The organism is Brachyspira sp. G79 (assembly GCF_002379365.1).
Lineage (GTDB): Bacteria > Spirochaetota > Brachyspiria > Brachyspirales > Brachyspiraceae > Brachyspira.
Map to the genome: position 1 here is coordinate 2,464,966 of NZ_JQIU01000008.1, position 21,867 is coordinate 2,486,832.

At 27.2% G+C, this 21,867-nt stretch carries 18 protein-coding genes, 1 tRNA gene and 2 pseudogenes; 10 read left to right on the forward strand and 11 right to left on the reverse strand.

Annotation, left to right across the window (positions count from 1 at the left end; genetic code table 11):
• Nucleotides 1-387: 387 nt before the first annotated feature.
• The 6 genes and pseudogenes from gap (at nucleotide 388) to KQ44_RS12310 (ending at nucleotide 7,857) form a co-directional block, all read left to right on the forward strand.
• Nucleotides 388-1,437 (forward strand): type I glyceraldehyde-3-phosphate dehydrogenase, encoded by a 1,050-nt coding sequence (gene gap, locus KQ44_RS12285; protein WP_096737648.1) that lies wholly within the window; start codon nucleotides 388-390, stop codon nucleotides 1,435-1,437.
• A 149-nt stretch (nucleotides 1,438-1,586) separates the two neighbouring features.
• Nucleotides 1,587-2,786, forward strand: a complete 1,200-nt coding sequence (locus KQ44_RS12290; RefSeq protein WP_096737649.1) for a phosphoglycerate kinase — start codon at nucleotides 1,587-1,589, stop codon at nucleotides 2,784-2,786.
• A 402-nt stretch (nucleotides 2,787-3,188) separates the two neighbouring features.
• Complete coding sequence (locus KQ44_RS12295) at nucleotides 3,189-3,602, forward strand: DNA primase (protein WP_096737650.1); 414 nt, start codon at nucleotides 3,189-3,191, stop codon at nucleotides 3,600-3,602.
• Between the two features lie 64 nt (nucleotides 3,603-3,666).
• Nucleotides 3,667-4,176, forward strand: coding sequence for a hypothetical protein (locus KQ44_RS12300; protein ID WP_096737651.1), 510 nt, complete (start codon nucleotides 3,667-3,669; stop codon nucleotides 4,174-4,176).
• Nucleotides 4,169-5,356 (forward strand): bifunctional ornithine acetyltransferase/N-acetylglutamate synthase, encoded by a 1,188-nt coding sequence (gene argJ / locus KQ44_RS12305; protein ID WP_096737652.1) that lies wholly within the window; start codon nucleotides 4,169-4,171, stop codon nucleotides 5,354-5,356. Before KQ44_RS12300 ends, argJ begins: the two co-directional genes overlap by 8 nt.
• A 217-nt stretch (nucleotides 5,357-5,573) precedes the next feature.
• A pseudogene (locus tag KQ44_RS12310) lies at nucleotides 5,574-7,857 on the forward strand (tetratricopeptide repeat protein).
• Between the two features lie 65 nt (nucleotides 7,858-7,922).
• Here KQ44_RS12310 and KQ44_RS12315 read toward each other — a convergent pair.
• From KQ44_RS12315 to KQ44_RS12345, 7 genes are all read right to left on the reverse strand, one after another.
• Nucleotides 7,923-8,825 carry a nicotinamidase gene (locus tag KQ44_RS12315; protein WP_096737653.1) on the reverse strand — a complete coding sequence of 301 codons (903 nt, stop codon included), beginning with the start codon at nucleotides 8,823-8,825 and terminating at the stop codon, nucleotides 7,923-7,925.
• Between the two features lie 137 nt (nucleotides 8,826-8,962).
• Nucleotides 8,963-9,919 (reverse strand): hypothetical protein, encoded by a 957-nt coding sequence (locus KQ44_RS12320; protein WP_096737654.1) that lies wholly within the window; start codon nucleotides 9,917-9,919, stop codon nucleotides 8,963-8,965.
• 96 nt (nucleotides 9,920-10,015) lie between these two features.
• A complete protein-coding gene (locus tag KQ44_RS12325; protein WP_096737655.1) occupies nucleotides 10,016-10,423 on the reverse strand; it encodes a hypothetical protein in 408 nt (135 codons plus the stop codon).
• 605 nt (nucleotides 10,424-11,028) lie between these two features.
• Nucleotides 11,029-11,739, reverse strand: coding sequence for a DUF4241 domain-containing protein (locus KQ44_RS12330; RefSeq protein WP_096737656.1), 711 nt, complete (start codon nucleotides 11,737-11,739; stop codon nucleotides 11,029-11,031).
• 147 nt (nucleotides 11,740-11,886) lie between these two features.
• The gene (locus KQ44_RS12335) at nucleotides 11,887-12,546 is read right to left on the reverse strand and encodes a hypothetical protein (RefSeq protein WP_096737657.1); all 660 of its coding nucleotides are present in this window, start codon (nucleotides 12,544-12,546) and stop codon (nucleotides 11,887-11,889) included.
• Nucleotides 12,547-12,564: 18 nt separating this feature from the next.
• The gene (locus KQ44_RS12340) at nucleotides 12,565-12,948 is read right to left on the reverse strand and encodes a hypothetical protein (protein ID WP_096737658.1); all 384 of its coding nucleotides are present in this window, start codon (nucleotides 12,946-12,948) and stop codon (nucleotides 12,565-12,567) included.
• A gap of 459 nt (nucleotides 12,949-13,407) precedes the next feature.
• Nucleotides 13,408-14,391, reverse strand: a complete 984-nt coding sequence (locus KQ44_RS12345; RefSeq protein ID WP_096737659.1) for an aminotransferase class I/II-fold pyridoxal phosphate-dependent enzyme — start codon at nucleotides 14,389-14,391, stop codon at nucleotides 13,408-13,410.
• Nucleotides 14,392-14,636: 245 nt separating this feature from the next.
• Between KQ44_RS12345 and xerD the strand changes: the two genes are divergently transcribed.
• Nucleotides 14,637-15,569, forward strand: a complete 933-nt coding sequence (xerD, locus tag KQ44_RS12350) for a site-specific tyrosine recombinase XerD (RefSeq protein WP_096737660.1) — start codon at nucleotides 14,637-14,639, stop codon at nucleotides 15,567-15,569.
• Between the two features lie 28 nt (nucleotides 15,570-15,597).
• Entirely contained in the window at nucleotides 15,598-17,874 is a 2,277-nt protein-coding gene (locus KQ44_RS12355; RefSeq protein ID WP_096737661.1) for a hypothetical protein, read from the forward strand.
• A 171-nt stretch (nucleotides 17,875-18,045) separates the two neighbouring features.
• Here the strand turns inward: KQ44_RS12355 and KQ44_RS12360 are convergent, their stop codons facing one another.
• On the reverse strand, nucleotides 18,046-18,408 hold the full coding sequence (locus KQ44_RS12360; protein WP_096737662.1) for a heavy metal-associated domain-containing protein: 363 nt from the start codon (nucleotides 18,406-18,408) through the stop codon (nucleotides 18,046-18,048).
• Between the two features lie 173 nt (nucleotides 18,409-18,581).
• On the opposite strand from KQ44_RS12360, the gene KQ44_RS12365 reads away from it, so the two are divergent.
• Entirely contained in the window at nucleotides 18,582-19,184 is a 603-nt protein-coding gene (locus KQ44_RS12365) for a hypothetical protein (RefSeq protein WP_096737663.1), read from the forward strand.
• A gap of 4 nt (nucleotides 19,185-19,188) precedes the next feature.
• A tRNA-Thr gene (locus KQ44_RS12370) sits at nucleotides 19,189-19,261 on the forward strand.
• Nucleotides 19,262-19,409: 148 nt separating this feature from the next.
• Here the strand turns inward: KQ44_RS12370 and KQ44_RS12375 are convergent.
• From KQ44_RS12375 to KQ44_RS12385, 3 genes and pseudogenes are all read right to left on the reverse strand, one after another.
• Nucleotides 19,410-20,864: an HD domain-containing protein gene (locus KQ44_RS12375; RefSeq protein ID WP_096737664.1), complete on the reverse strand. Its 1,455-nt coding sequence runs from the start codon at nucleotides 20,862-20,864 to the stop codon at nucleotides 19,410-19,412.
• Between the two features lie 75 nt (nucleotides 20,865-20,939).
• On the reverse strand, nucleotides 20,940-21,314 hold the full coding sequence (locus tag KQ44_RS12380; RefSeq protein WP_096737665.1) for a YkgJ family cysteine cluster protein: 375 nt from the start codon (nucleotides 21,312-21,314) through the stop codon (nucleotides 20,940-20,942).
• A gap of 187 nt (nucleotides 21,315-21,501) precedes the next feature.
• Nucleotides 21,502-21,867, reverse strand: a pseudogene (locus KQ44_RS12385) (hypothetical protein); the annotation flags it as partial.

The window sequence follows — 21,867 nt, forward strand, 5'->3', positions numbered from 1 at the left end:
GGAGTTTTAAAAATGCTGGTATAGATATAAAAATTATTAGCGAGAATACTGGTCTTAGTATAGAAGAAGTGTTAAAACTATGATTTTTATCACTATACTCGTTTAATATGAAGCATTTTCTTTCTTAATTATATAATTACCTAATAATCAGTATTTTTTATTTATCATAAAAATAACTGTATTTTTAAATTATATATTATAGTGGTATTAGTATGTAAATCTATACAAATGTTAAAATCATCAAATAAATATATAACTTAAAAATTTTTTGTATATATGCAATAATAATGAATAAAATCTTGACTTAATTTTTTATTTATGGTAGCATAATAGTTATATTTTATATGTTCGTATTATAGAATATTATTTTAATTTAGGAGTATATTTATGGCTGTAAAAGTAGCAATAAATGGTTTTGGACGTATTGGACGTCTAGTTTTTCAGGCATTGGTAGAACGCGGTTTATTAGGTAAAGAAATAGAAGTGGTAGGTGTAGTAGATGTAAGCACTGATGCTCAATACTTTGCTTATCAATTAAAATATGACTCAGTTCATGGTAAAATGAAAGCAGATATTAGCCATGAAGGTGAAGATGTATTGGTGGTTAATGGCAACAAAATAAAATGTATTAAAGCAGCTCCATTGAATCAATTGGAACAGCTTCCTTGGAAAGATTTGGGTGTTGAATTTGTTATAGAATCTACTGGTCTTTACACAGAAAAAGAAAAAGCAGAAGGACACATTAAAGCAGGTGCTAAAAAAGTTATTATCTCTGCTCCTGGTAAAGGTGATTTAAGAACTTTTGTTTATGGTGTAAACCATGAAGAATATGATCCTGCTAATCATCATGTAGTATCTAATGCTTCTTGTACTACTAACTGTTTAGCTCCATTAGTACATGTACTTCTTAAAGAAGGTATCGGTATAGAAACAGGTCTTATGACTACTATACACTCTTATACTGCTACTCAAAAAACAGTAGATGGTCCTTCTAAAAAAGACTGGAGAGGCGGACGTGCTGCTGCTGTAAACACTATACCTTCTACTACTGGTGCTGCTAAAGCAGTTGGTGAAGTATTGCCTTCTACTAAAGGTAAATTAACTGGTATGAGTTTCAGAGTTGCTACTCCAGATGTATCTGTTGTAGACTTAACTTTCAGAAGTGAAAAAGAAACTTCTATCAAAGAAATTGATGCTTTAATGAAAAAAGCTTCTGAAACTTATATGAAAGGTGTTTTAGGTTATTGTGATGAAGAGTTAGTATCTAGCGACTTTATACATGATAACAGAAGTTCTATATATGACTCTTTAGCTACTACTCAAAATAACTTAAAAGATGAAAAAAGATTCTTCAAAATCGTTTCTTGGTATGATAATGAATGGGGTTATTCTAACAGAGTAGTTGATTTGTTATTATATATGTACAACAAAAAATAATTATATAAGTTATAATAATTAATTTATTAAGCTATAAGAAGGGTGTTATATTTAATTATAGCACCCTTTAAATTTTTATAGATATATAACACTAAATATTTTTTCTGATTGTTATATATTTATAAGCAATAATAATAAAGGATAAAAAAATGAAAAAAACAGTAAAAGATATTGATATTAAAGGTAAAAAAGTGATAATGAGAGTGGACTTTAATGTACCTCTTGATAAAGAAACTAGCTCAAAAATTACAGATACTACAAGGGTAGACGCTGCTATGCCTACTATAGAATATATACTTTCTCAAGGTGCTTGTCTTATACTTATGAGCCATTTAGGAAGACCTAAGGGAGAGCCTAATCCTAAATATTCTCTTAAACCAGTTTATGATTATTTGAAAACTAAATTACCTAATAATAAAGTAGAATTTGCTAAAGACTGTATAGGAGAAGAAGTAAAAAAACAGGCTTCTGAACTTAAAGCAGGAGATGTACTTTTACTTGAAAACTTAAGATACCATGCAGAAGAAGAAAAAAATGATCCAGCATTCTCAAAACAATTAGCTGATTTGGCTGATGTTTACGTTAATGATGCTTTTGGTACTGCACACAGAGCACATGCTTCTACAGCTGGTATAGTATCCGCTAAAGCTGGTATGCCTGCTGTTGCTGGTTTCTTAATGGAAAAAGAAATTAAATATTTGGGAGACGCTGTTGCTAATCCAGCTCGTCCTTTTGTAGCTATAATAGGCGGAGCTAAAGTTTCTTCAAAAATTTCTGTACTTAAAAACTTACTTAACAAAGTTGATACTTTAATAGTTGTAGGAGGTATGGCTTATACTTTCCTTAAATCCCAAGGTTTAGAAATAGGTTCTTCTTTATGTGAAGATGATTATATTGCTACTGCTAAAGAAATTATGGACAAAGCTAAAGAATTGAATAAAACTTTATATTTGCCTGTTGATAATGTTATAGCTGATAAATTTGATAATGACGCTAATATAAAAACAGTAGATTCTAATGCTATACCTGCAGGCTGGATGGGTATGGATGTTGGACCTAAAACTTTGAAAGAACTTGAAGACATACTTAAAAATGCTAAAACAGTCGTTTGGAATGGACCATTAGGTGTATTTGAAATGTCTAATTTTGCTAAAGGTACATTTGAAGTAGCTAAATTTATAGCTAATTCTGATTGTGTAAGCATTATCGGCGGAGGAGATAGTGTATCTGCTGTTAATAAATCAGGTGTTGCTGACAAAATGACACATGTATCTACAGGTGGCGGAGCTTCTTTAGAGTTCCTTGAAGGAATAGAACTTCCAGGTATTGCCGTATTACAGGATAAATAATTGTAATTAGTGTTTTTTTAATCAAAATAGTGAGCCCGTAGTAACTTTAGTTGCTACGGGTTTTTTAGCGAACTATTTTGATTTTATGATATAAGGAATAGAACTTCCAGGTATTGCCGTACTACAGGATAAATAATTGTAATTAGTGTTTTTTTAATCAAAATAGTGAGCCGTAGTAACTTTAGTTGCTACGGTTTTTCATATTAATTATGTATCTATCAATATTGTAAAGATATAAAATATAATAATCATACATGTTTTATTGACTTTTACTATAAAAATGTTAAATTATAAAAAATTGATATAAATACATTTTTTTAAAATTAAATGTATTTATACTTGACAAAAAAAACTTATGTATTATTATACTTAAAAATTATACGAATTATGGAGTAAATAAAAATGGAAGAGTTAGAATCTATGAATTTATTAGATGAATTATTAAATAATAATGGTTATTTCGCAAAGAAGTTTGATGATGATGAAGATGACTACGATAATGATAATTACAGCGATGATGAAGATTATGATGACGATTTTGACGATGATGATGACTATGACGATGACGACTATGATGATGATGATTTTGACGATGATGATTTCGATGATGATGACGACTATGATGACGACTATGATGATGATGATTTTGACGATGACGATGATGACGACTATGATGATGATGACTATGACGATGATGATATAGATGATTTTGATGACGACTTTGATGATGATTTTGATGATGATGATGACTACGATGACGACTATGATGATGATGATTATGACGATTACGATGATGATGATGACTATGATGAATAATTAATTTTTATAATTATAAAGCAATACTTTACTTAGTATTGCTTTATTATAAAAAGGGCTATTGATGTCAGAGAAAAAATTCAAAAAATTTAATAATAATAAAGAAAACAGTAATAATAAGAAGTTCTATAGCGGCAATAAAAAAAATAAAAATAATTTTTATAAAAAAAAATATAATCATAATAATCAGTATAAGTATCATGAAAAAAGCATAGAAGAATATGAGAGAAATTATCTGAAAAGGCGTATGAAAGAAGACGTTGAGAGACCGTTTTGTCCTATATGTAATGAACCTATTTATATTATAGAAGAAGCGATAAGACATAATGGTACTGGAGAATTGGCTCATTTTGAATGTATATTGAATGAGATTAGAGAAAATAATTTATCTGAAATGGAAGAAGAAGATAAAATAGTTTATCTTGGTTCAGGTACATTCGGTATTATACAGGAAAGACAAAGTGGAAAAAATATGAGATTTTTTGTTCGTAAAAGAATAAATTACGAGAACAAAAAGGTAAAAAGAGTAGAAGATGATACCGATCCAGAAGAGGAGGAATTATTTAATGTATGATATACCTTTGGGGTTTTCATCTGCTTCTGTAAAATCTGGTCTTAAAAATAATGATTATGATTTAGCTGTTATAAAAAGTGAACCTCCTAGTGTGGTATCAGCACTTTATACTCAGAATAGTTTTCAGGCTGCTCCGATTCTCTTTTCAAAGAAGAATGATAAAAATAATATAGATTTGCTTATAGTAAATAGTAAAATAGCAAATTCCCTCACAGGTAAAAAAGGTTATGATGATGTATTAAACATAGCTAAATATGCTTCAGAAGTGTTTAGTATAAAAAAAGAAAATATATTAATGGCTTCTACTGGAATTATTGGAGAATATCTCGACACAAAAAAAATCAAAGATGGAATTAAAAAAGCAAGTAATTCTATGCACTTTGATTTTGACAATATTGCAAGGGCTATTCAAACTAGAGATAAATTTAATAAAATATACACTTCAAGTATGGAAGTATCAGGTAAAACAGCAAGATTCTATGCTGCTGCTAAAGGAAGTTCTATAATTCATCCGAATATGGCTACTGTTTTACTTTTTATATTTACTGACTTAAATGTGGAAAAAAATGCACTAAATAAAGCATTTAGAGAGGCTGTGAATAAAACATTAAACAGAATATCCATAGACGGTGAAACTTCTACTAATGATATGGCAGTCATTATGGCTAATGGGGCTTTAAATAATAAACCTATCACTGAAAGAAACAAAAAGCTATTTAAAGAATTAAAAAATAAGTTAGATGAAATTTGTGCATATCTTGCCAAAATGATAATACTTGATGGTGAAGGTATGACAAAAACTATAATAGTATCAGTAAAAAGGTCTAAAACGCAAGATGATGCTTTTAATGCAGCTCAGAAAATAGCTGTTTCAAATTTGGTAAAAATATTATTTCTTTCTAAAAATCCTAACTTTGAAAAAATATTATCTGTTTTAGGGAATATTAATATCAATATAAATAATTTATCTCTTCAGGTTAATGATGTTGATATATATAGAAACGGAGAAATTAATAAAAATGAAGAGGATATGGCGAAGCTAAAAAAAGATATTGACGATGAGAGAAAAGAAAATTATATAACCATAGATTTAGGTTTTAATACCAAATATGAAGATTATTATTATTTTACAGATTTAACTCAGGAATATATATCAATACATTCTTCATATAATATATAACATATATGTTTCAAAATTATTTTAATACATTGAGGTATTTGTTTTTTATAAAGCATTGGATGCAAAAAGCTAATAATACATTCATAAATATGTAAGTTAATAAAATGTAATTGTTTAGTCATATATTTAATTAATTTTTAAAAAAGTTACTTTTATTGTTGACATAACATATGTATTCATTGTAAAATGTAGTATATAATTGTATACTGGGGTTTTTATGCTTAATACGAAAATGGATTATCTTTTAAATGAAGCTTCATACCGTATGACTAATGAAGACTATGATCAAACATTAGAGATTCTTGATGTAATACTAAAAAAAGTACCTAAAAACTATAGAGCCAATCTATATAAAGGTCAAGTATGCGTTGAGATGAAAGAGTATGAAGATGCTATAAGGTATTTTGAAGAGGCCAGAAAAGTAGATATAAAAACTTTTAAATCATACAATTTACTTGGCATAAGCTATCATGCTATAAAACAGTATGATAAAGCTATAGAATGTTTTAATGAAACTCTTAAAATTACTCCCAATTCTTATAAAGCATATAATCTTTTAGGTATAAGTTATTTTGAAAAAGAAGACTATACTAAAGCTATAGAATATTTTAATAAGTCTATAGAGATTAATCCTAAATATGATAAAGCATATAATAATTTGGCTTTGTTTTACTATAAAAATAAAAAGTATAATGAAGCTATAGAGTTTTTTGAGCATTCAAAATCTTTAGATGAGATGGTATTTAAGGCTTATGATATGCTTGGTATGAGTTATTATAAGATAGGCAATTATGAAAAGGCAATAGAATGCTTTAAAAGATTTTTACAGTACAACAGCAAGTCATACAAAATAGCAAATACTTTGGGGGCTGTTTATTCTTTCTTAAAAGATTATGACAATGCTATATATTATTTTAATAAGTCTATAGAAATTAATCCTAAATATGCTAATGCTTATAATAATTTGGCTTTGGTTTATTTTAATAGAAAAATGTTTGATAAGGCGGCTTTATATTTTGATAAAGCAAAAAAACTTGATGTTAAGGCATTTACTGATTATAATAAATTGGGTATAAGCTATTATTCTAAAAAATATTATTATGAAGCTATAGAATGTTTTGAAAGGGTAATAGAAAAAAATAATAATGCTTATAAGGCGTACAACTTTATAGGTATATGCTATTCATCTAACGAAGAGTATGATAAGGCTATATATTATTTTAATAAGTCTATAGAGATTAATGACAGATATTATAAGGCTTACAATAACTTGGCTTTGGCTTATTATAATTTGAAGGAGTATGATAAAGCTATAGAGAATTTTAATAAGTCTATAGATATTTACTCAAATAATGCCGACTCATATAACGGTATAGGTTTATCATATTATCACTTAAAAGAGAAAGAAAAGGCATTATTTTATTTAAATAAGGCACTTGAGATTAACCCTCTTTACAGCAATGCTTATGAAACATTATTTAGTATATATTTTGATTTTAAAGAATATGATAATGCTATGTATTTTGCAGATAAAATACTGGAATTAAAACCTGATTCTTTTAAATATTATGATAAATTAATTACTATATGTTTTAATAATAAAAGATATGATAAAGTTGTAGAATACTCTGGAAAAATAAATAAGCATAGCAGCAGTATATATAATATGCTTGCAGAGTCTTGTTATCATTTAAAAGATTATGATAATTCAGTTTCTTATTATAATAAATTAATAGAAATAGAAAAATCATCTTTTTATATTTATAATAATTTTGCTATTATTTATTATTTTAAAAAAAGATTATGATAAACTTGTAAATACATATTTCAGATATATAGATAATTTTGATATTAAAAGTAAATTTGGTTTTGCAGGATATAATATATTTCTTCTTTCATATACACTTCTTAAAAATAATATTATAAGATACAATTCTTTTTTAGATTTGTTTGATAAATTATTTAATAAAAGTATAGAGTTTTACAAAGCCCATAATACTCAAAACACATTATCATTATATAAAAGTATGGAGTATAATACAGATTTGTTAAAACTTTTATTTGAAAATAGGGCAGAGTATAAAAATGCTTATGAGGCTTTAGAAAATATTTTAGATGATAATAAATTAAAGGCTATAAAACCATCGATAGAAAAAATCAAATTATACTCATTTGAAAAATCTATTAATAATTTAAACAGCAAAACTATATGCATAGAGTATGAAGCAGATGATCCTATTATTATCAGAAGTGAATATGACGTAAAAGTTTATGGAAAGAATGCTAAGTTTATTACAAGAGATGATGATATAAAATATGAGTCACTTCTCTCTATGTTTGCATCACAATCAGAAGAAAATAATATTTTGAAAGCTATATTATTAAAAAATCCTCATATAAAGGCTGTTTATTTTTCTAATGATTTTGATGATGAAGATATAGAAATAATAAAACGTATAATTAATAATGAAAATATAAAACTATATAAATCAGACAATTAAAAAATGTAGAGAATTATATTATTGCTTATTACAAAGTTTTATTAATTCATATTATAATACAGTCATTATATATTAATAAGTTTTATACCATAATCTTTTGAGAGTTTATTATATTTTTCATCAGATATTTTTTTATCGCCTATATCACTGCAGCAGTTCATCATTATATTAAGTTTTTCTAAAGCATTTTTATTGTCTTTATATATTTCTGTAAATTGTTTTACACTTTCATATACGCAGTAATCTTTGGCCTCTCCGCATACATATATTTTATCTGCTTTTATAATGTCCTTCACCCAAGAATTATCATATTGTTTTGTGTACTCTGAAGATACTTCAGGTCTTATAACTCCGTACATCTCGCTGAAAGAATCTGTGCCTTTAATAATTTTATTAATATTTGTTTTTTTATAACATTCAAAGAACATAAGCACATTATAAAGCTGTTTTTCTATAAGCCAGCCGTCTGATGCATATATACAATGATAAGGCCATATCATCAAATTTTGTGATCCTTGTTCTTTTAATTTTCTTACATAATCTATTTGTATATCTTTATTATAAACTGGTATTATTTCCTTATTTTCTATTTTTTCTAATGTTATCTCTGTAAAAGGAGAAACTGTATTTCCAGAACTATCTTTCCACATAATGGGGTGAAATATAGAATCGTATCTATGAGTATCTAATGTAACATAAATATTAGAAATATTTTCTATATTATTATATATAAATCTTATTATTCTTTTTATATCTTCTATAGCATGTTTTACGGGTAATGCCCCTTTATCAGGGTCTACAAAATCTCTTTGCGGGTCTATTATAAGTAAATTAATATCTTCCTCTTTTTTTATATTATTATCAATATTTTGTGCGGCACTGTAAATATTATTATGATTTATAGGGTTAATTTCTTTTCCTATATAATCTTCATTTACTATTTTTTCAAAAGGTATTTTTACTGACATAATAGAAATCCTTATTATTTATTTTGCATTATAATATATAAACTTTTATTTTAAAGCAAATGTTTTTTACAAAAATAAAAAGAGCCTTAATATTATTTAAGACTCTTTTTTATTTATTATAGTAAAATAAAATATGATTATTTTTGATACATAATATTTCCGTTTTTATCTATAGATAGTATTACCATATTGCTTAAAGTTACATCATATATTCCTATAGTATCTGCTGCTATATCCAATATTTTTTCATTAGGATACATTCTTTTTACTGTATCAAAAACTACTTGAGGAACTTTGAAAGGAGTATAGAAGCTTTGGGTATTATTTTTTGTGCTGTTATTTTCATTTTGATTATATTGATAAGTATTAGCGTCCTGATTATAATTATCTGCTTTTTTGCTTAGCTCTTCGGCTGCTTTTATTAACTCCTCAGCTGCTAATTGATAAGGATTTTCTGATGAATTAGTTTGAGTGTTATAATTATTTTGATAAGTGTCATTATATTGATTATTATTATACTGGCTGTTATCATATTGATTATCATTTTGATATGGATCGCTATATTCATTATACTGATAAGCGTCATTATAATATTGATTGCCATAATATGCATCTTGATAAGTATCGCTATAGCCATTATATTGATTTTGATAAGGATCGTTATATTGGTTATCATTATACTGATTAGCATTTTTATTTGGGCTGTAATAAGGACTGTTTGGATTTTTTGATTCTGCCTCAAGCATTTTCATTAGTTCTTCATAAGGGTTTATATAAGGCTGAGTATTATTATAATTTTCTGAAGCATAATTCATAGCATTCATAGCCTCATCATATGTATTTGCATTCATCTGAGTATTATTATACTTGCTTGCAAAAACAGGGCTGTAATAAATGCTGTTCGGATTATTGGCTTCTCTTGCTAAAACTTTCATAAACTCTTCATAATAATTGTAGGTATTATTATAATTATTATAGTCGTTATTATAGTTTTGATTGTCATAATAATATTGCTCATCATAATAATACTGACCAAAAACTATACTTGAAGATATTATCAAAAAAGATACTGATGTAATAAATGTTTTTTTCATAAATATATCCTTTGTAAATATAGTGTAAATTTGACGTTAACTATATTTACATTATAATATATTTATTGTTAGATGTCAATTTTTTTTACATATTTTTTAAATAAATTTACTAAAATTCCCTTTAACAATACTGCCTTCATTGTAATCTGTTATTTCTATAGTTAAAGTATCAGAATTAAATATAAAAATAAAATCTACTTTGTAGCCGAGCATGTTTTCAGAAGCTTTATATGTATTGTCATTTTCTTTTGTTACAGAGTTTTTAGATACATCATAAGTTTTTTCATATGTTTTAATATTGTTATAAATATTTCCTTTTACAGAGCCGTCAGAATTAACTGTAAATACTCCTTCGCATTCTATAGTAGCTGAAGAGGTTTGAACTTTTGCATTTCCTTTATAAGTACCTGCATATTTGCTGTCAATACCATAGTTTTGTTTTGAACATGACACAAGAGTGCAAATTATCATAGTAATTATAATAGTTTTTAATACTGTTTTCATTTTTTATCCTTATGTTTTTTATACTATAAATATAATAAAAAAATTATATTTTTAAATTATTAATTTTGTTATAAAGAATATATTATAAAAAGCATAGAAGAAGAAAAAATTTTATTAGCTAAAAATATAAAAAAGATAAAGTATATTTAAATATTATTTTTATTACTTTATAAAAATTAAAATAGTATTATAGACTTTAAAAAACTCCTGGGTGGGCAGCCAAAATAACAGTAAAAGCTAAAAAATAAGAATCATTTATAAATAACAGAGTGTATTAAAAAATTTAGAGGGTGGGGGTGAGAATAAATTTTAAAACTTTAATCTAATCCCCACCCTTTTAGATTTTAAATGCTTTATTTTTTATATATACTTTAATTAAATCTATTAGATAATCACTTCTCAATATACACCCGCCCAAAGCATCATTTAAATTTGCACTTTACTAAACGCACGCAGAACGTATTTTTTCATATCGATTAATTTAAAATTCTGATTTTTATTATATATAAGAATTTCATTCTACGTGCGTTGAAAGATATTAGACTTGTTCCAAAACTTAATAATAATAATAATTTATACGAGAATATAAAACATTATTTTTATAATTATTCTTCATCATCTTCCAAATCTATAAATACAGTATAAAAAGCACATATATTGTTATTTTCATCATAAGCAAAATATGAAGGATAGTATCCGTCACCATAGCCACTTGAAAATAATACTATATTTAAATCACTTTCTGGAATATTCCAGTTAAGCCAATCACCGTATTCTGACTGATATTTTGGATTTTTTTTAGCATTATCTTCTAGTAAATCAGAAAACAAATCATCATATCTATTATCAAAATCACCTTTTTCTTCAAGTTTTCTTTCATATTCTAAATATTTTAATGCTGTTTCATAATCGCATACACATCCCATACCAGCATCTACTGGATATCCGAAGAACTCTCCCTCTTTTATATCGGATAAATCTTCTTCTCCAGTTACAGCAAGCTCATAAGTTTTTGGCTCATTATCAGAAAAAGAAATTTTTACCATAGCAATTCTCTCTTCCTCTTCGATTATAAGAAGTGAAACTTTGTATTTATCAGGTTTTACAGTTTGAATAAAAGGCTCTACATCATCATAAAGATAAGCCAAAGGATCGCATGCTATTATTTTACCGCTTGTAAGATTAACTTCCCCAACTTCAAGTATATCCAATTTCGTATCTTTGAACTTTTTATCTTTGAAAGCAGTATTCAAATCAAAATTAGGTTTCAAAAGATGTTTAACTTTATCAAACTCTTCTTTAAAATTTTTATCCATATGTATCTCCTTAATATTTTTTATAATGTGCCTATCTTAGTTATGTATGCATGTAAAAATAATCTGTGGGATTTAATAACTAAGTATGCAAGTCTCAGATATTAAAAACATAATTTATTAATTATAGTGTTCAGCTATATAATAAAATTATCTTCTTCTTCTAGTAGAAGAGCGTCTAAATGTACTTTTCTTTCTTGTAGAACTTCCAGAGTTTTGCTTGAATAGTGTACGTCTTGTAGAACTGCTGTTATTATCATTTACTGTTGTTTTTTTAGACGAAGATGAATTAAATATACTTCTTCTATTATTGTTATTATATGTATTTCTTCTAGTATCATAATAATCTCTATCTACAGTGTTTCTTCTTCCATAATCATCATAATATACAGGTCTTCTATTGTCCATCAAATTCATAAGCATCATATATGTAAAGAAACTGCTTCCAAATCCTCCGCTCTGTGCTATACGCTGAGCTTTTTCAGGCTGTATTTCTTCAATAAAGTTTGTATATTTAGTAAATGAGTTTGTAGGAAAAGGAATATTAAATTCATATTTTCCAGCATCAAACATCATAGGTCCTATCTGAGACATAGATGTATTAACTATAACATCATTATCATTTAAAAACTGAGAAATCAAAAATATATTTTCAGATTGTCTTCCAGATTTTTTAGCTTCTACTACCACTTTTATATTATCATTTTCTTTGCTTGATGATACTACATTGAAATATGATTTTGCTGGTATGTAGCATGAAGTTAGCATAATTGCTAAAATAATTGTATATAATATATAATTTTTTCTCATTGTATTCCTCAATATAAATTACTTAGTCCAAATCATCACAAGAAGTTTTTTGATGCTTATTTCAAGTTCCATAAAATATGATGATAGTTTTTTACCTTCGCTTTTTACTAATAATTTTTGATATAGTATCTCATTAAGCAGATAAACTAAAAAATCTTCTATACTTGAATAAACATCTCCTGCACTTTCAGAACTATAAAATATAACTCCTTTAGAATTATTTAGTTCATCTTTTACAGCATTTCTTACTCTTGTTTTTTCATAATCATCTAAATCACTTATATGATTTTCAAATTCCTCTCCGTTTCTTAAAAGTTCAAATTGAAAATCATCTTCATAAAGCGGCTTAAGCTCAGTTGTTTTTATCAGATCATAATATTTCCTTATCTCATCTAATATCATATAAACCTCCAAGTATATTTTTCGTATTATAGCTTTTATGTATAAATTGTCAATATTATAAGTTATAGTCATATTTTTACTAAAATTGTTTAAAAACTAATTTTATTTGTAATTAATTGTTTGGACTTACAACTACGAATAAAGTACTGTATTGTGCGGCGGGCTTCGTCAAAAGCTTAACAAAAAATTGACAAACTTAAGAATTTTTAGTATATACCTAAACAAATACATTTTTCAAAATTAATTTTTTTAAATTTAAAATATTTGCAGGGCTTCACAGTCGTGCCGCATGCCAGTTCTTTTATACCACGCCGCAGTCTTAAATACATCATAAAATAACTGTGCTGTTGGGCTAGTATCCACAAATACTAAGATTAAAAAATTTATTTTTTGATAAATTATAATTGTTTAGGTATATACTTTTAAAAAATAGTTATAAAAATTCTTACTTAGTATTTTTTAATTATTAACTATATCTTTTAATTGGTTTAAAAATATATTGTTTATTTTATGCGTAGAGATTGTAACTCTTAAAAAATCAGAGAGTATATTTTCTTTATTATAATTCTTTACAAATATATTTCTTTTTAGAAGTTCATTATATATATAATCAGTACTTTTATATATATGTTTTATCAAAATAAAGTTTGCTCTTGAAGGCACTACTATAAAACCTTCTTTACTTAAGAGAGTATCTAATCTATTTCTTTCTAGTACTATATCGAAAATATTTTTATATGAAGTTTTTTCATCTTTCAAAGCTGCTGCTGCTATAGTTTCAGATATTTTATTCACTGAGTATTTTTGTCTTAATTTTGAAATATTATCTATATTGTTTGGATTAGATATTATAAAGTTAATATTAAGTCCAGATATAGAATGCGAATGAGCAATAGATCTTATTATGATTAAGTTTTGATATTCATTAATAAGTTTAACAGCACTTTCTCCAGCAAAGTTTATGTATGATTCATCTATAACATATATTCCTTCATAATGTTTTAAGAACTCTTCAATTTCCTTTATATTTATAAACATACCAGTTTCAGCATTAGGATTGCTTGATATTATAATTGAGTTTCTAGTTCTTATATTTTTTTTAAGATTTATATTATAATCATCTTTGGCTTCTATTATATCAAAATGCATTTTATAATATTCTAATATTTTTGTGTATAGATCTCTGTATGGTTCTTCTAAATATATTTTATATTTATCAAATGAGTTTATTATGCATGCAAAAGCCTCGTACATACCATTAACAGATATTATAGAACTTGTTTCTATATTGGTATATTTAGCCATTTCATAATCCAATTTTGCAGGGCTGTACTCTGGAAAGAATCGCAGAGAGTTAATATCAAATTTTTCAAGCTCTTTAATAATATTTTTTGAAGGCTTGTAAGGATTTTCATTTTTATCTAAAAAAATTTTTCTGTCCATATAACAAATCAATAAATAGCATAAAAAATAAATTTAATAATATTATAATTATCTTATTATTTTAAAATTAGTTTACTATTTTTAGTTTTATGTTTAGTTAATTTAATATTTTTATTGGGTACCTTATTATGTTTAAATAATTGACAAATCTTGTCGATAATTATTTTTAGTTGACAATATGTTTACTATACTTATTCAAGTCAGCTATTTGTATATTATATCTTAAAATTAAGAGGCAGATTTCAATGTCAGTAAAACAGGTTTCCGATCAAGAAATATTATCAATGTATTTAAATTATGAGGCAGTTGAGAAAGGATTGTCGTCAAATACTTTAGAGTCTTATAAAAGAGATATTGTTATATATCTTGATTTCTTAACTAGAAACAAAAAGACAATTTTAAAAGCTACAAGAAAGGATATTGAGAAATTTTTAAGCGAACGTAAAGAGCATGGATCAAAATCAAGAACAGTTGCAAGAAATAAGGTAAGTATAGTTAATCTATATAAATTTTTAGTGATGGAAAATTATATCTCTAAAAATCCTACTGACAATTTAGAGGTAATACGTTTAAAAAGGGTGTTACCAGAATCTCTTACTACTACAGAGGTAGATGATCTTTTGTCAGTGCATAATGAAAAAACTGATAAGGGCTTAAGAGATAAAGCTATATTTGAGCTTATGTATTCATCTGGATTAAGGGTAAGTGAAATTTGTTCTTTAAGAATAGATGATATATTTTTTGAAGGCAAGTATTTAAAGATACGCGGTAAGGGCAATAAGGAAAGAATAGTTCCTATTAATGACAGAGCTTTGGATATACTTCAAAGATATATTCAAACCAGCAGAGTGATAATGGTAAAAGGTAAGAAGACAAGCGAATTATTCTTGAACTTCAGAGGAGATAAAATTTCAAGAGTAGGTATTTGGAAAATAGTAAAAGAAACCATGAAAAAAAGTAATATTACCAAAAACGTTTATCCCCATACATTAAGGCATAGCTTTGCCACACATCTCATACAGCATGGAGCAGATTTAAGAGCCGTTCAAAGAATGCTAGGCCATTCAGACATTACAACAACAGAAATATATACCCATGTTGATTCAGCACATTTGAAAAAACAAATAGCCAAACACCCAAAGCATTCAAAACATGCTAGACAAAATACTAATATATAAAAAATATAAAAAATTGGAATGAAACAAGATGAAAAGAAGTATAATAGCCACTACAATATTGCTGCTTATATCTATATCATTAGTTGCTTTAACTTTTGGTATAGGAGAGAGAATGACAATCGTTAGTAATCTTGAAGATACAAGCTATCTGTTTGATGAAACAGCGAAAAATCATAGAATAGATATGTATAATCCCGATTCCTTATCATTAGTAACTACTAAGCCTATATATGATTATGATTTATCAGTAGATTTGGAAGATATTTATACGGAAGAAGAGATAAGTGCTGATGCGGATATAGAGTATTTAAATCAAAATATGCTTTTAAGCGATGAAGAATTAAGCAGCGAAATGCCTAATCCTAATGTACTTCCTGCTATGGTTTTTAATGCGAACACTACAGATAAAATGGCAGATAAATTAAGTGAAGCAGTTGATTTGGCTATAAAAAATTCAAGAAGCCGTGAAGCTCCTAGAGTGGCAATAGATTTATCAAAAATATCAGTATTCAGATATGAACCAGTGGTAATAAATGCTTCAGTATATACTGAAGATGTTATAAAAAATTTAAGCATATATGTAAGATACAAAAAAGATAAAATAGTAAGAAAAAACGGAGATGAGAGATATCCTATAAATGTATTTAAAGTTCAGAACTCTCAGTATAAAGGAACATATCTTCATCCTTTCGGCGGAGCTTTAGGGGAGTATCAGGCTATAGTATTAGTGCAGACTAAAAATGGAGTTTTCGGATATACTAAAGACTTTACTGTAAAAGGAAGACAATCTCCTCCTGCTAAAGAAACTAAAAAAATAGCTACATTAGAGTATGCTATAGATTTAACTACTAAAAAAATACCAAGTGTAGAAACAGGCGAGCTCACTACATATGATGCTATATATGATTGGATTAGATATATGAAATGCGATATATTCTGGGCTATAGGTGGTCAGACTACTGGTTGGACAGCTGGAATTACACCAGAAGAACCTTGGGCTAAAGCTATGATTAAGAATATAGATAATTTGGCAGCAAGTAAGGCTAAAGGTGATATTGAGCTTGGTGCTTATGTTATGAGTTATTTTGCTGCAGGCGGCGGAGCTAGAAAAGGCGGATATGAAGTTTCTATAGGGTATAATTCTGCCACTCAAAGCCTTGTTGAAAGCAGACATATATCATTAGATGATCCTAAAAGGGTACAAGATATTATAGATATATTAAAAAGATATGATTCTAACCCTAATATATCGTATGTAGGTCTTGACTTTATACGTACAGGCGAAGTTGACGGATATGAAATGGTTGATGAAATGGTTGAGCTTACTGGAGTTTATGTGCCTGCAAGCTGGTCTACTATGAGCAAAGCTGCCCGTATGCGTTGGCTTGCTGTAAATAGAGGCAGGAAAGAAATAGGTATGAAATGGAGATGGTTTAGAGCTCATAAAGAGTCTTTGATAATAAAAGCTATAAAAGATGCAGGTATAAAGAAAAAATTATGGGCATTTACATTGGGTTGGAATCATGGTCAGGAGCATGGACAAGACCCTTATATGTTCTTTGATGCTGGTATAGATTATGATGCAGTTATGATATATGAAGCTAGCCGTCCTCAGCATGTTGGTATGCTTGCAGCTTGGCCGCAGTATTTGTCAGGCGAGTATAATGTATTAGTTGGTAATATGATAGACAACAGACTTCAGGACGGAAGTTTAAGACCAGAACTTGAATATATGAGAAGAGTATATGAATCAGAAGCTAAATTTAATAGAAGCAGCAGAATAAGAGGAATATTCTTCCATGACGTTTCCAGAATGTTATGGTCAAAGTTTAGAGGTTCTGGAAACAGTATAAGAGAATGGGCTAATATTAATGCGTCTATAGTGTCAAGAATAGAAGAAAAATATTCTGAAAACCCATTTAATGTTACTGTAAAATTAGATGAAAGAAACAGAACAGGAGTGCTTACTATAGTTAATAGAACTTCCAAAAAACAAAGTGATGTAACTATAAAAACAGATTTGGCTCAGGCTTTATCTACTATAGTACTTGACAGGGAAACTTTGGATATAGAGGCTGGAGAGACTGTAGAGGTAGGATTCAGATATGCCTATGGCAGAAGCAGATATTCTTCACTTATGGCATTTAGGGTTGCTTCTTCTTCAGGCGAGGAGAATGTAGCGGTTGCTTATACACTTCTTAACTCCTTGAGACCTAAGCCTAAACAAACAGAAGAAAGTGCTACTTTGGCTAAAAGCAATGATGATGATAAAAAAGATGAAGATGAAAAAGTGAAAGATAATTAAAAAATATAAATAATATAAAAAATAAAAGGGAGTGTTTTTAAGCACTTCCTTTTTTTTAAGCAAATTAAAAACTGACAAACTTAAGAATTTTCAGTATATACTGCAAGAATTTTATTTTTTAATTACACATTAAAATAAATAATTTTATATTTAATCCTATAAAGTTATAACTTATTTAATATAGTATCTGTAGCCAGACTCTTTTATAACATCTTCTAATACTTTATCTTCTAATTCTTTTTTGCTTAATATTAGTCCTTCTTCATTATCAAAATCTATTTTGGCATATATATACCCAAGTTTATTAAAATTGTTTTCTATTATCTGGGCACATTTAGTACAAGTCATTCCGCCTATTTTTATCACTTTTTTGTATGGGTAATTTTTTTTATTCTTATCTTTTATTTTTACTTTTCTTATAATTTCTGAGCTTTCACTGCAGCATGAACTTCCAGATTTCATTTTTTTTATGTAGTTCATTACAGCAATTACAGCAATAACTGCTATTACCGATAATATTATAATACTTTCCATTATGATTGTCCTTTAAAGTTTTATTATATTTATTAATTGTTAAATTATTCTAACAAAATAAAATCTATTGTCAATTGTTTTTATAAAAAAATGCTTCTTATTATTTAATTTTAAGGTTAATATTTCCGTATCTTATTAGTGGTATAAATGATTTTTATATAGGGAATGATAATATGAATAAATATATATTACTTTTTTCATTTTTTATTTTAAATATTTTGTATTCTCAGGAAACTAATATATTAAACAGCAGACTTTTTTTTACAGAAAAAGATAAATTAACATCAAAAATGAATATATACACATCTTGGAAAGAGACATATAAATATTTAAGAGATAACAGATTCAGGTTTTATAAAAAAGCTGGAAGGACTATAACATTAGAGTTTAGATATAAGTATCCAAGTCAGATATTTGTTAATAATGGCACTCCTATAATATTTACTTTTAATGATGGAAGCAGCGTACAATTAACAAATGTGCAGAAAGTTGTTTACAGTCCTTATTTGATGGGAGATAAACAGTATTATGATGTAGAAGTAAGATACAAATTTGATAATGATGATGAGTTTAATAGTTTTGCCAATGCTGCTATAACAAATATACGTTTTAATTTTATCAATCAGTTTTCAGAAGAAGTTTATGATGATATAGGTATTTCATCTCTTACTACAAGTAATTGGCAGTTTATATTTGAAGCGTACAGAGACGGTATAGCAAAATTAGAAGAGTTAAATAACAACAACAATAATAATAATAATGTTACTAATGATTAAAAAAGCCAACCTAGCTCAGCTGGCAGAGCAGTGCATTCGTAATGCATTGGTCGTGGGTTCGATTCCCATGGTTGGCTCATAAATTTTATACAAAAATAATATTACAATTTACTTACTGCTAATATATTATAAAAAATTTTGCTTTTAATATAAGTTTCAATTATAGTATAATTACATCATTAAAATAATTTTGAAAAAAGTATATTGTTTAATAATTTATAGTAATTATAGCAATTTACATGCCATTAAATCCTGCTCTATAGAATTACTCAAAAACTCTACAAATACATCATATAGTATAGGGTCTAATTTAACATGCTTTTCTACAAAATCCTCTCTCATAATGTTAAGAGCTTCTTCTGGAGTAAAAGTTTTACCGCCTCTATATTTACGTGCTGGGTCTATTAGAGCATCGTATACATCTATAATTTCAAGCATTTTAGCAGGGAAATATGCAAAAGCCTCGCATTCATCTATAGCTTTAGCATCATATGTCATTATTCTATGTATTTGGAAATGAGGATCTTTTGCTAATTTTAATTTATATAGATGATCATAAGGTCCGTATCCTAATCCATAATATTCATGGTGTAAAGCTACAGTTAATATAACTTCAAGAGGATATTCAGAAGTCTGACTTACAAGAGCATAACTATTAAATAAGTGCTTTTTTATTCTCTCATAATCTCTGCCGTTAGCTCCTTCAAAATAGTCCAAATCTTTAACTTTACCTATATCATGAAGTAAAGCACCTACAGAATAGAGATTCATTTCTCTCTCTTCTATGATTTTTATTCCTTTATCGATACAGTCTTCAACAGTAGCCAAATTTTTACGTATAGTGTCTTTGCTAAACATTGCCTCAACTTGTTCATAGAATTTTTTATATTTATTGGTGTATGAGGTTCTTATTTTATGTACTAAATGCCTTCTGTTAATTAGGTTGTTATAAAAAGCCATAAAATTAACATATGATATAAATACCCTGTTGGAGTGCGACATTACACCTCCATCAGAATAGTTTCTAAGCTCATCAAAAACTTTTTGTGTTTCTGTATTTTTGGAAAGCATATCTACTATAGTTGTAACTAGATTAGTTGTAGTTTCTGTAATTTCCTGATTTTCTATTTTAGCCTGTTCCTGAGTAATTTCTTCGCCTTTAATTTTTTGAATACTCTCAAACATAGTAACTTTGGCTATTAATCCTACATCATTACCTACATTAACTATTTGCTGAGCTGTATTTTTATTGATACCCTGTTCTTCATTTACTACTATTTTTTTTAGTTCTGTATTATAGCTTTCTATTGTACTTACTTTTTCCTTGTAAGTCATTTTAGAAATTTCGGATATTCTTTTACCCATCTCTTTTTCAGACTCTTTAGGTGTTCTGAATACATAAGGCTGATTTGTTTCAGATTCATTTGATAAGCTATCAGCTTGAGTTATAGATTTGAACTCCTCTATAAATACTGAAAAGTTTTTTGGGATATATAGTTTTAGGTTATTATATTTTTCATTATCTATTATAAGGCTTAACTGTTCGGTCGGAAAGGGGATAATTTTTTTTTCTTTATCTACTCTAAATAGAGGAATATTGTGCGATACTAGCTGATCTTTTATATCCTTTAATTCTTTAACGGTTAAAATATCATATTTGGTGGTTAAGTCATTACTCATTATTTGGATTTCCTAAAACAAAAATATACGCATACTATTATATAATATTTCTGTAAAAAAGGAAATAATAAAAATCTACTTTTTTATTTTAACTCCTTTGCATGGTCTATTGAATTTTCCAGCTATTAAATTACCATTTTTATCCATATATTCATTCCAATATGGAAAAGTTTTGCATTGTTTGGGTTTCGCATCATTTATTGTGCATTTATTATTTTCATCTAAGAAACAGCAGGATTTTCCTTCATCAACTTTTATATAATATCCATAATATTCTTCATATTCCAAATATTTGTTTACAAATACTGGAGGAGACATTTTTAAGAAGTCTGAAGCTCTTTTTATATCATCATCATTAAAAAATACATATCCTTTTTCTTTGCAGCATATTCCGCAGCCTGTGCATGAGAACTCTAATATTTCATTTTTATTTTTAGTGAATCTTTTCATAATTATTATTAAATCTTTATTATTAATTTTATATATATTTGATTTTATTTACTGTTTGATTATTATTTACTGATAATAGAATTTGCTTGAGATTTTATAGAATTTGCGAGATTTTGTTTGCCAATTTTTGTATATATTTCAGATACCTTTATATAATCATCATACAGCAATTTCTTTTCATTATCACTCATATCCTCAACTTTTTTTTTCCCCCTTTGGGGATTTTTATATCTCTATTAAAAACTATATCATCAGGATTATTTATTATATCTTCATTAAGTACAAATATCGAAGGCCATCTCCTTTCATCTCCAAGCTCGGAAGCGGCAATAGATGAAAGAGTATCAGTCCATTTAGTTTTATAGTAATCAGTATTATATGATAATCTTGTATTTTGATTATTATTATTAGCTGCTGCATTAGTATTAGCTGCTGGAGGATTAGGAGGAGGAGTTGGTGGTGTAGGCGGAGTTATTTCAGGCTCTTTAGGAGGTGTTGGTGCTGTATTAGTCTGCGGTCTTGTTGTATTAGTTTGAGTAACTGTGTTGTTAGT

Excerpts from the sequence above, each read along its gene's own strand:
- gap (WP_096737648.1), top strand. The coding sequence starts at position 388 with ATGGCTGTAAAAGTAGCAATAAATGGTTTTGGACGTATTGGACGTCTA.
- KQ44_RS12360 (WP_096737662.1), bottom strand. The coding sequence starts at position 18,408 with ATGGAAAGTATTATAATATTATCGGTAATAGCAGTTATTGCTGTAATT.
- KQ44_RS12355 (WP_096737661.1), top strand. The coding sequence starts at position 15,598 with ATGAAAAGAAGTATAATAGCCACTACAATATTGCTGCTTATATCTATA.
- KQ44_RS12300 (WP_096737651.1), top strand. The coding sequence starts at position 3,667 with ATGTCAGAGAAAAAATTCAAAAAATTTAATAATAATAAAGAAAACAGT.
- KQ44_RS12335 (WP_096737657.1), bottom strand. The coding sequence starts at position 12,546 with ATGAGAAAAAATTATATATTATATACAATTATTTTAGCAATTATGCTA.
- KQ44_RS12290 (WP_096737649.1), top strand. The coding sequence starts at position 1,587 with ATGAAAAAAACAGTAAAAGATATTGATATTAAAGGTAAAAAAGTGATA.
- argJ (WP_096737652.1), top strand. The coding sequence starts at position 4,169 with ATGTATGATATACCTTTGGGGTTTTCATCTGCTTCTGTAAAATCTGGT.
- KQ44_RS12365 (WP_096737663.1), top strand. The coding sequence starts at position 18,582 with ATGAATAAATATATATTACTTTTTTCATTTTTTATTTTAAATATTTTG.
- KQ44_RS12330 (WP_096737656.1), bottom strand. The coding sequence starts at position 11,739 with ATGGATAAAAATTTTAAAGAAGAGTTTGATAAAGTTAAACATCTTTTG.
- KQ44_RS12325 (WP_096737655.1), bottom strand. The coding sequence starts at position 10,423 with ATGAAAACAGTATTAAAAACTATTATAATTACTATGATAATTTGCACT.
- KQ44_RS12340 (WP_096737658.1), bottom strand. The coding sequence starts at position 12,948 with ATGATATTAGATGAGATAAGGAAATATTATGATCTGATAAAAACAACT.
- xerD (WP_096737660.1), top strand. The coding sequence starts at position 14,637 with ATGTCAGTAAAACAGGTTTCCGATCAAGAAATATTATCAATGTATTTA.
- KQ44_RS12380 (WP_096737665.1), bottom strand. The coding sequence starts at position 21,314 with ATGAAAAGATTCACTAAAAATAAAAATGAAATATTAGAGTTCTCATGC.
- KQ44_RS12375 (WP_096737664.1), bottom strand. The coding sequence starts at position 20,864 with ATGAGTAATGACTTAACCACCAAATATGATATTTTAACCGTTAAAGAA.
- KQ44_RS12345 (WP_096737659.1), bottom strand. The coding sequence starts at position 14,391 with ATGGACAGAAAAATTTTTTTAGATAAAAATGAAAATCCTTACAAGCCT.
- KQ44_RS12315 (WP_096737653.1), bottom strand. The coding sequence starts at position 8,825 with ATGTCAGTAAAAATACCTTTTGAAAAAATAGTAAATGAAGATTATATA.
- KQ44_RS12320 (WP_096737654.1), bottom strand. The coding sequence starts at position 9,919 with ATGAAAAAAACATTTATTACATCAGTATCTTTTTTGATAATATCTTCA.
- KQ44_RS12295 (WP_096737650.1), top strand. The coding sequence starts at position 3,189 with ATGGAAGAGTTAGAATCTATGAATTTATTAGATGAATTATTAAATAAT.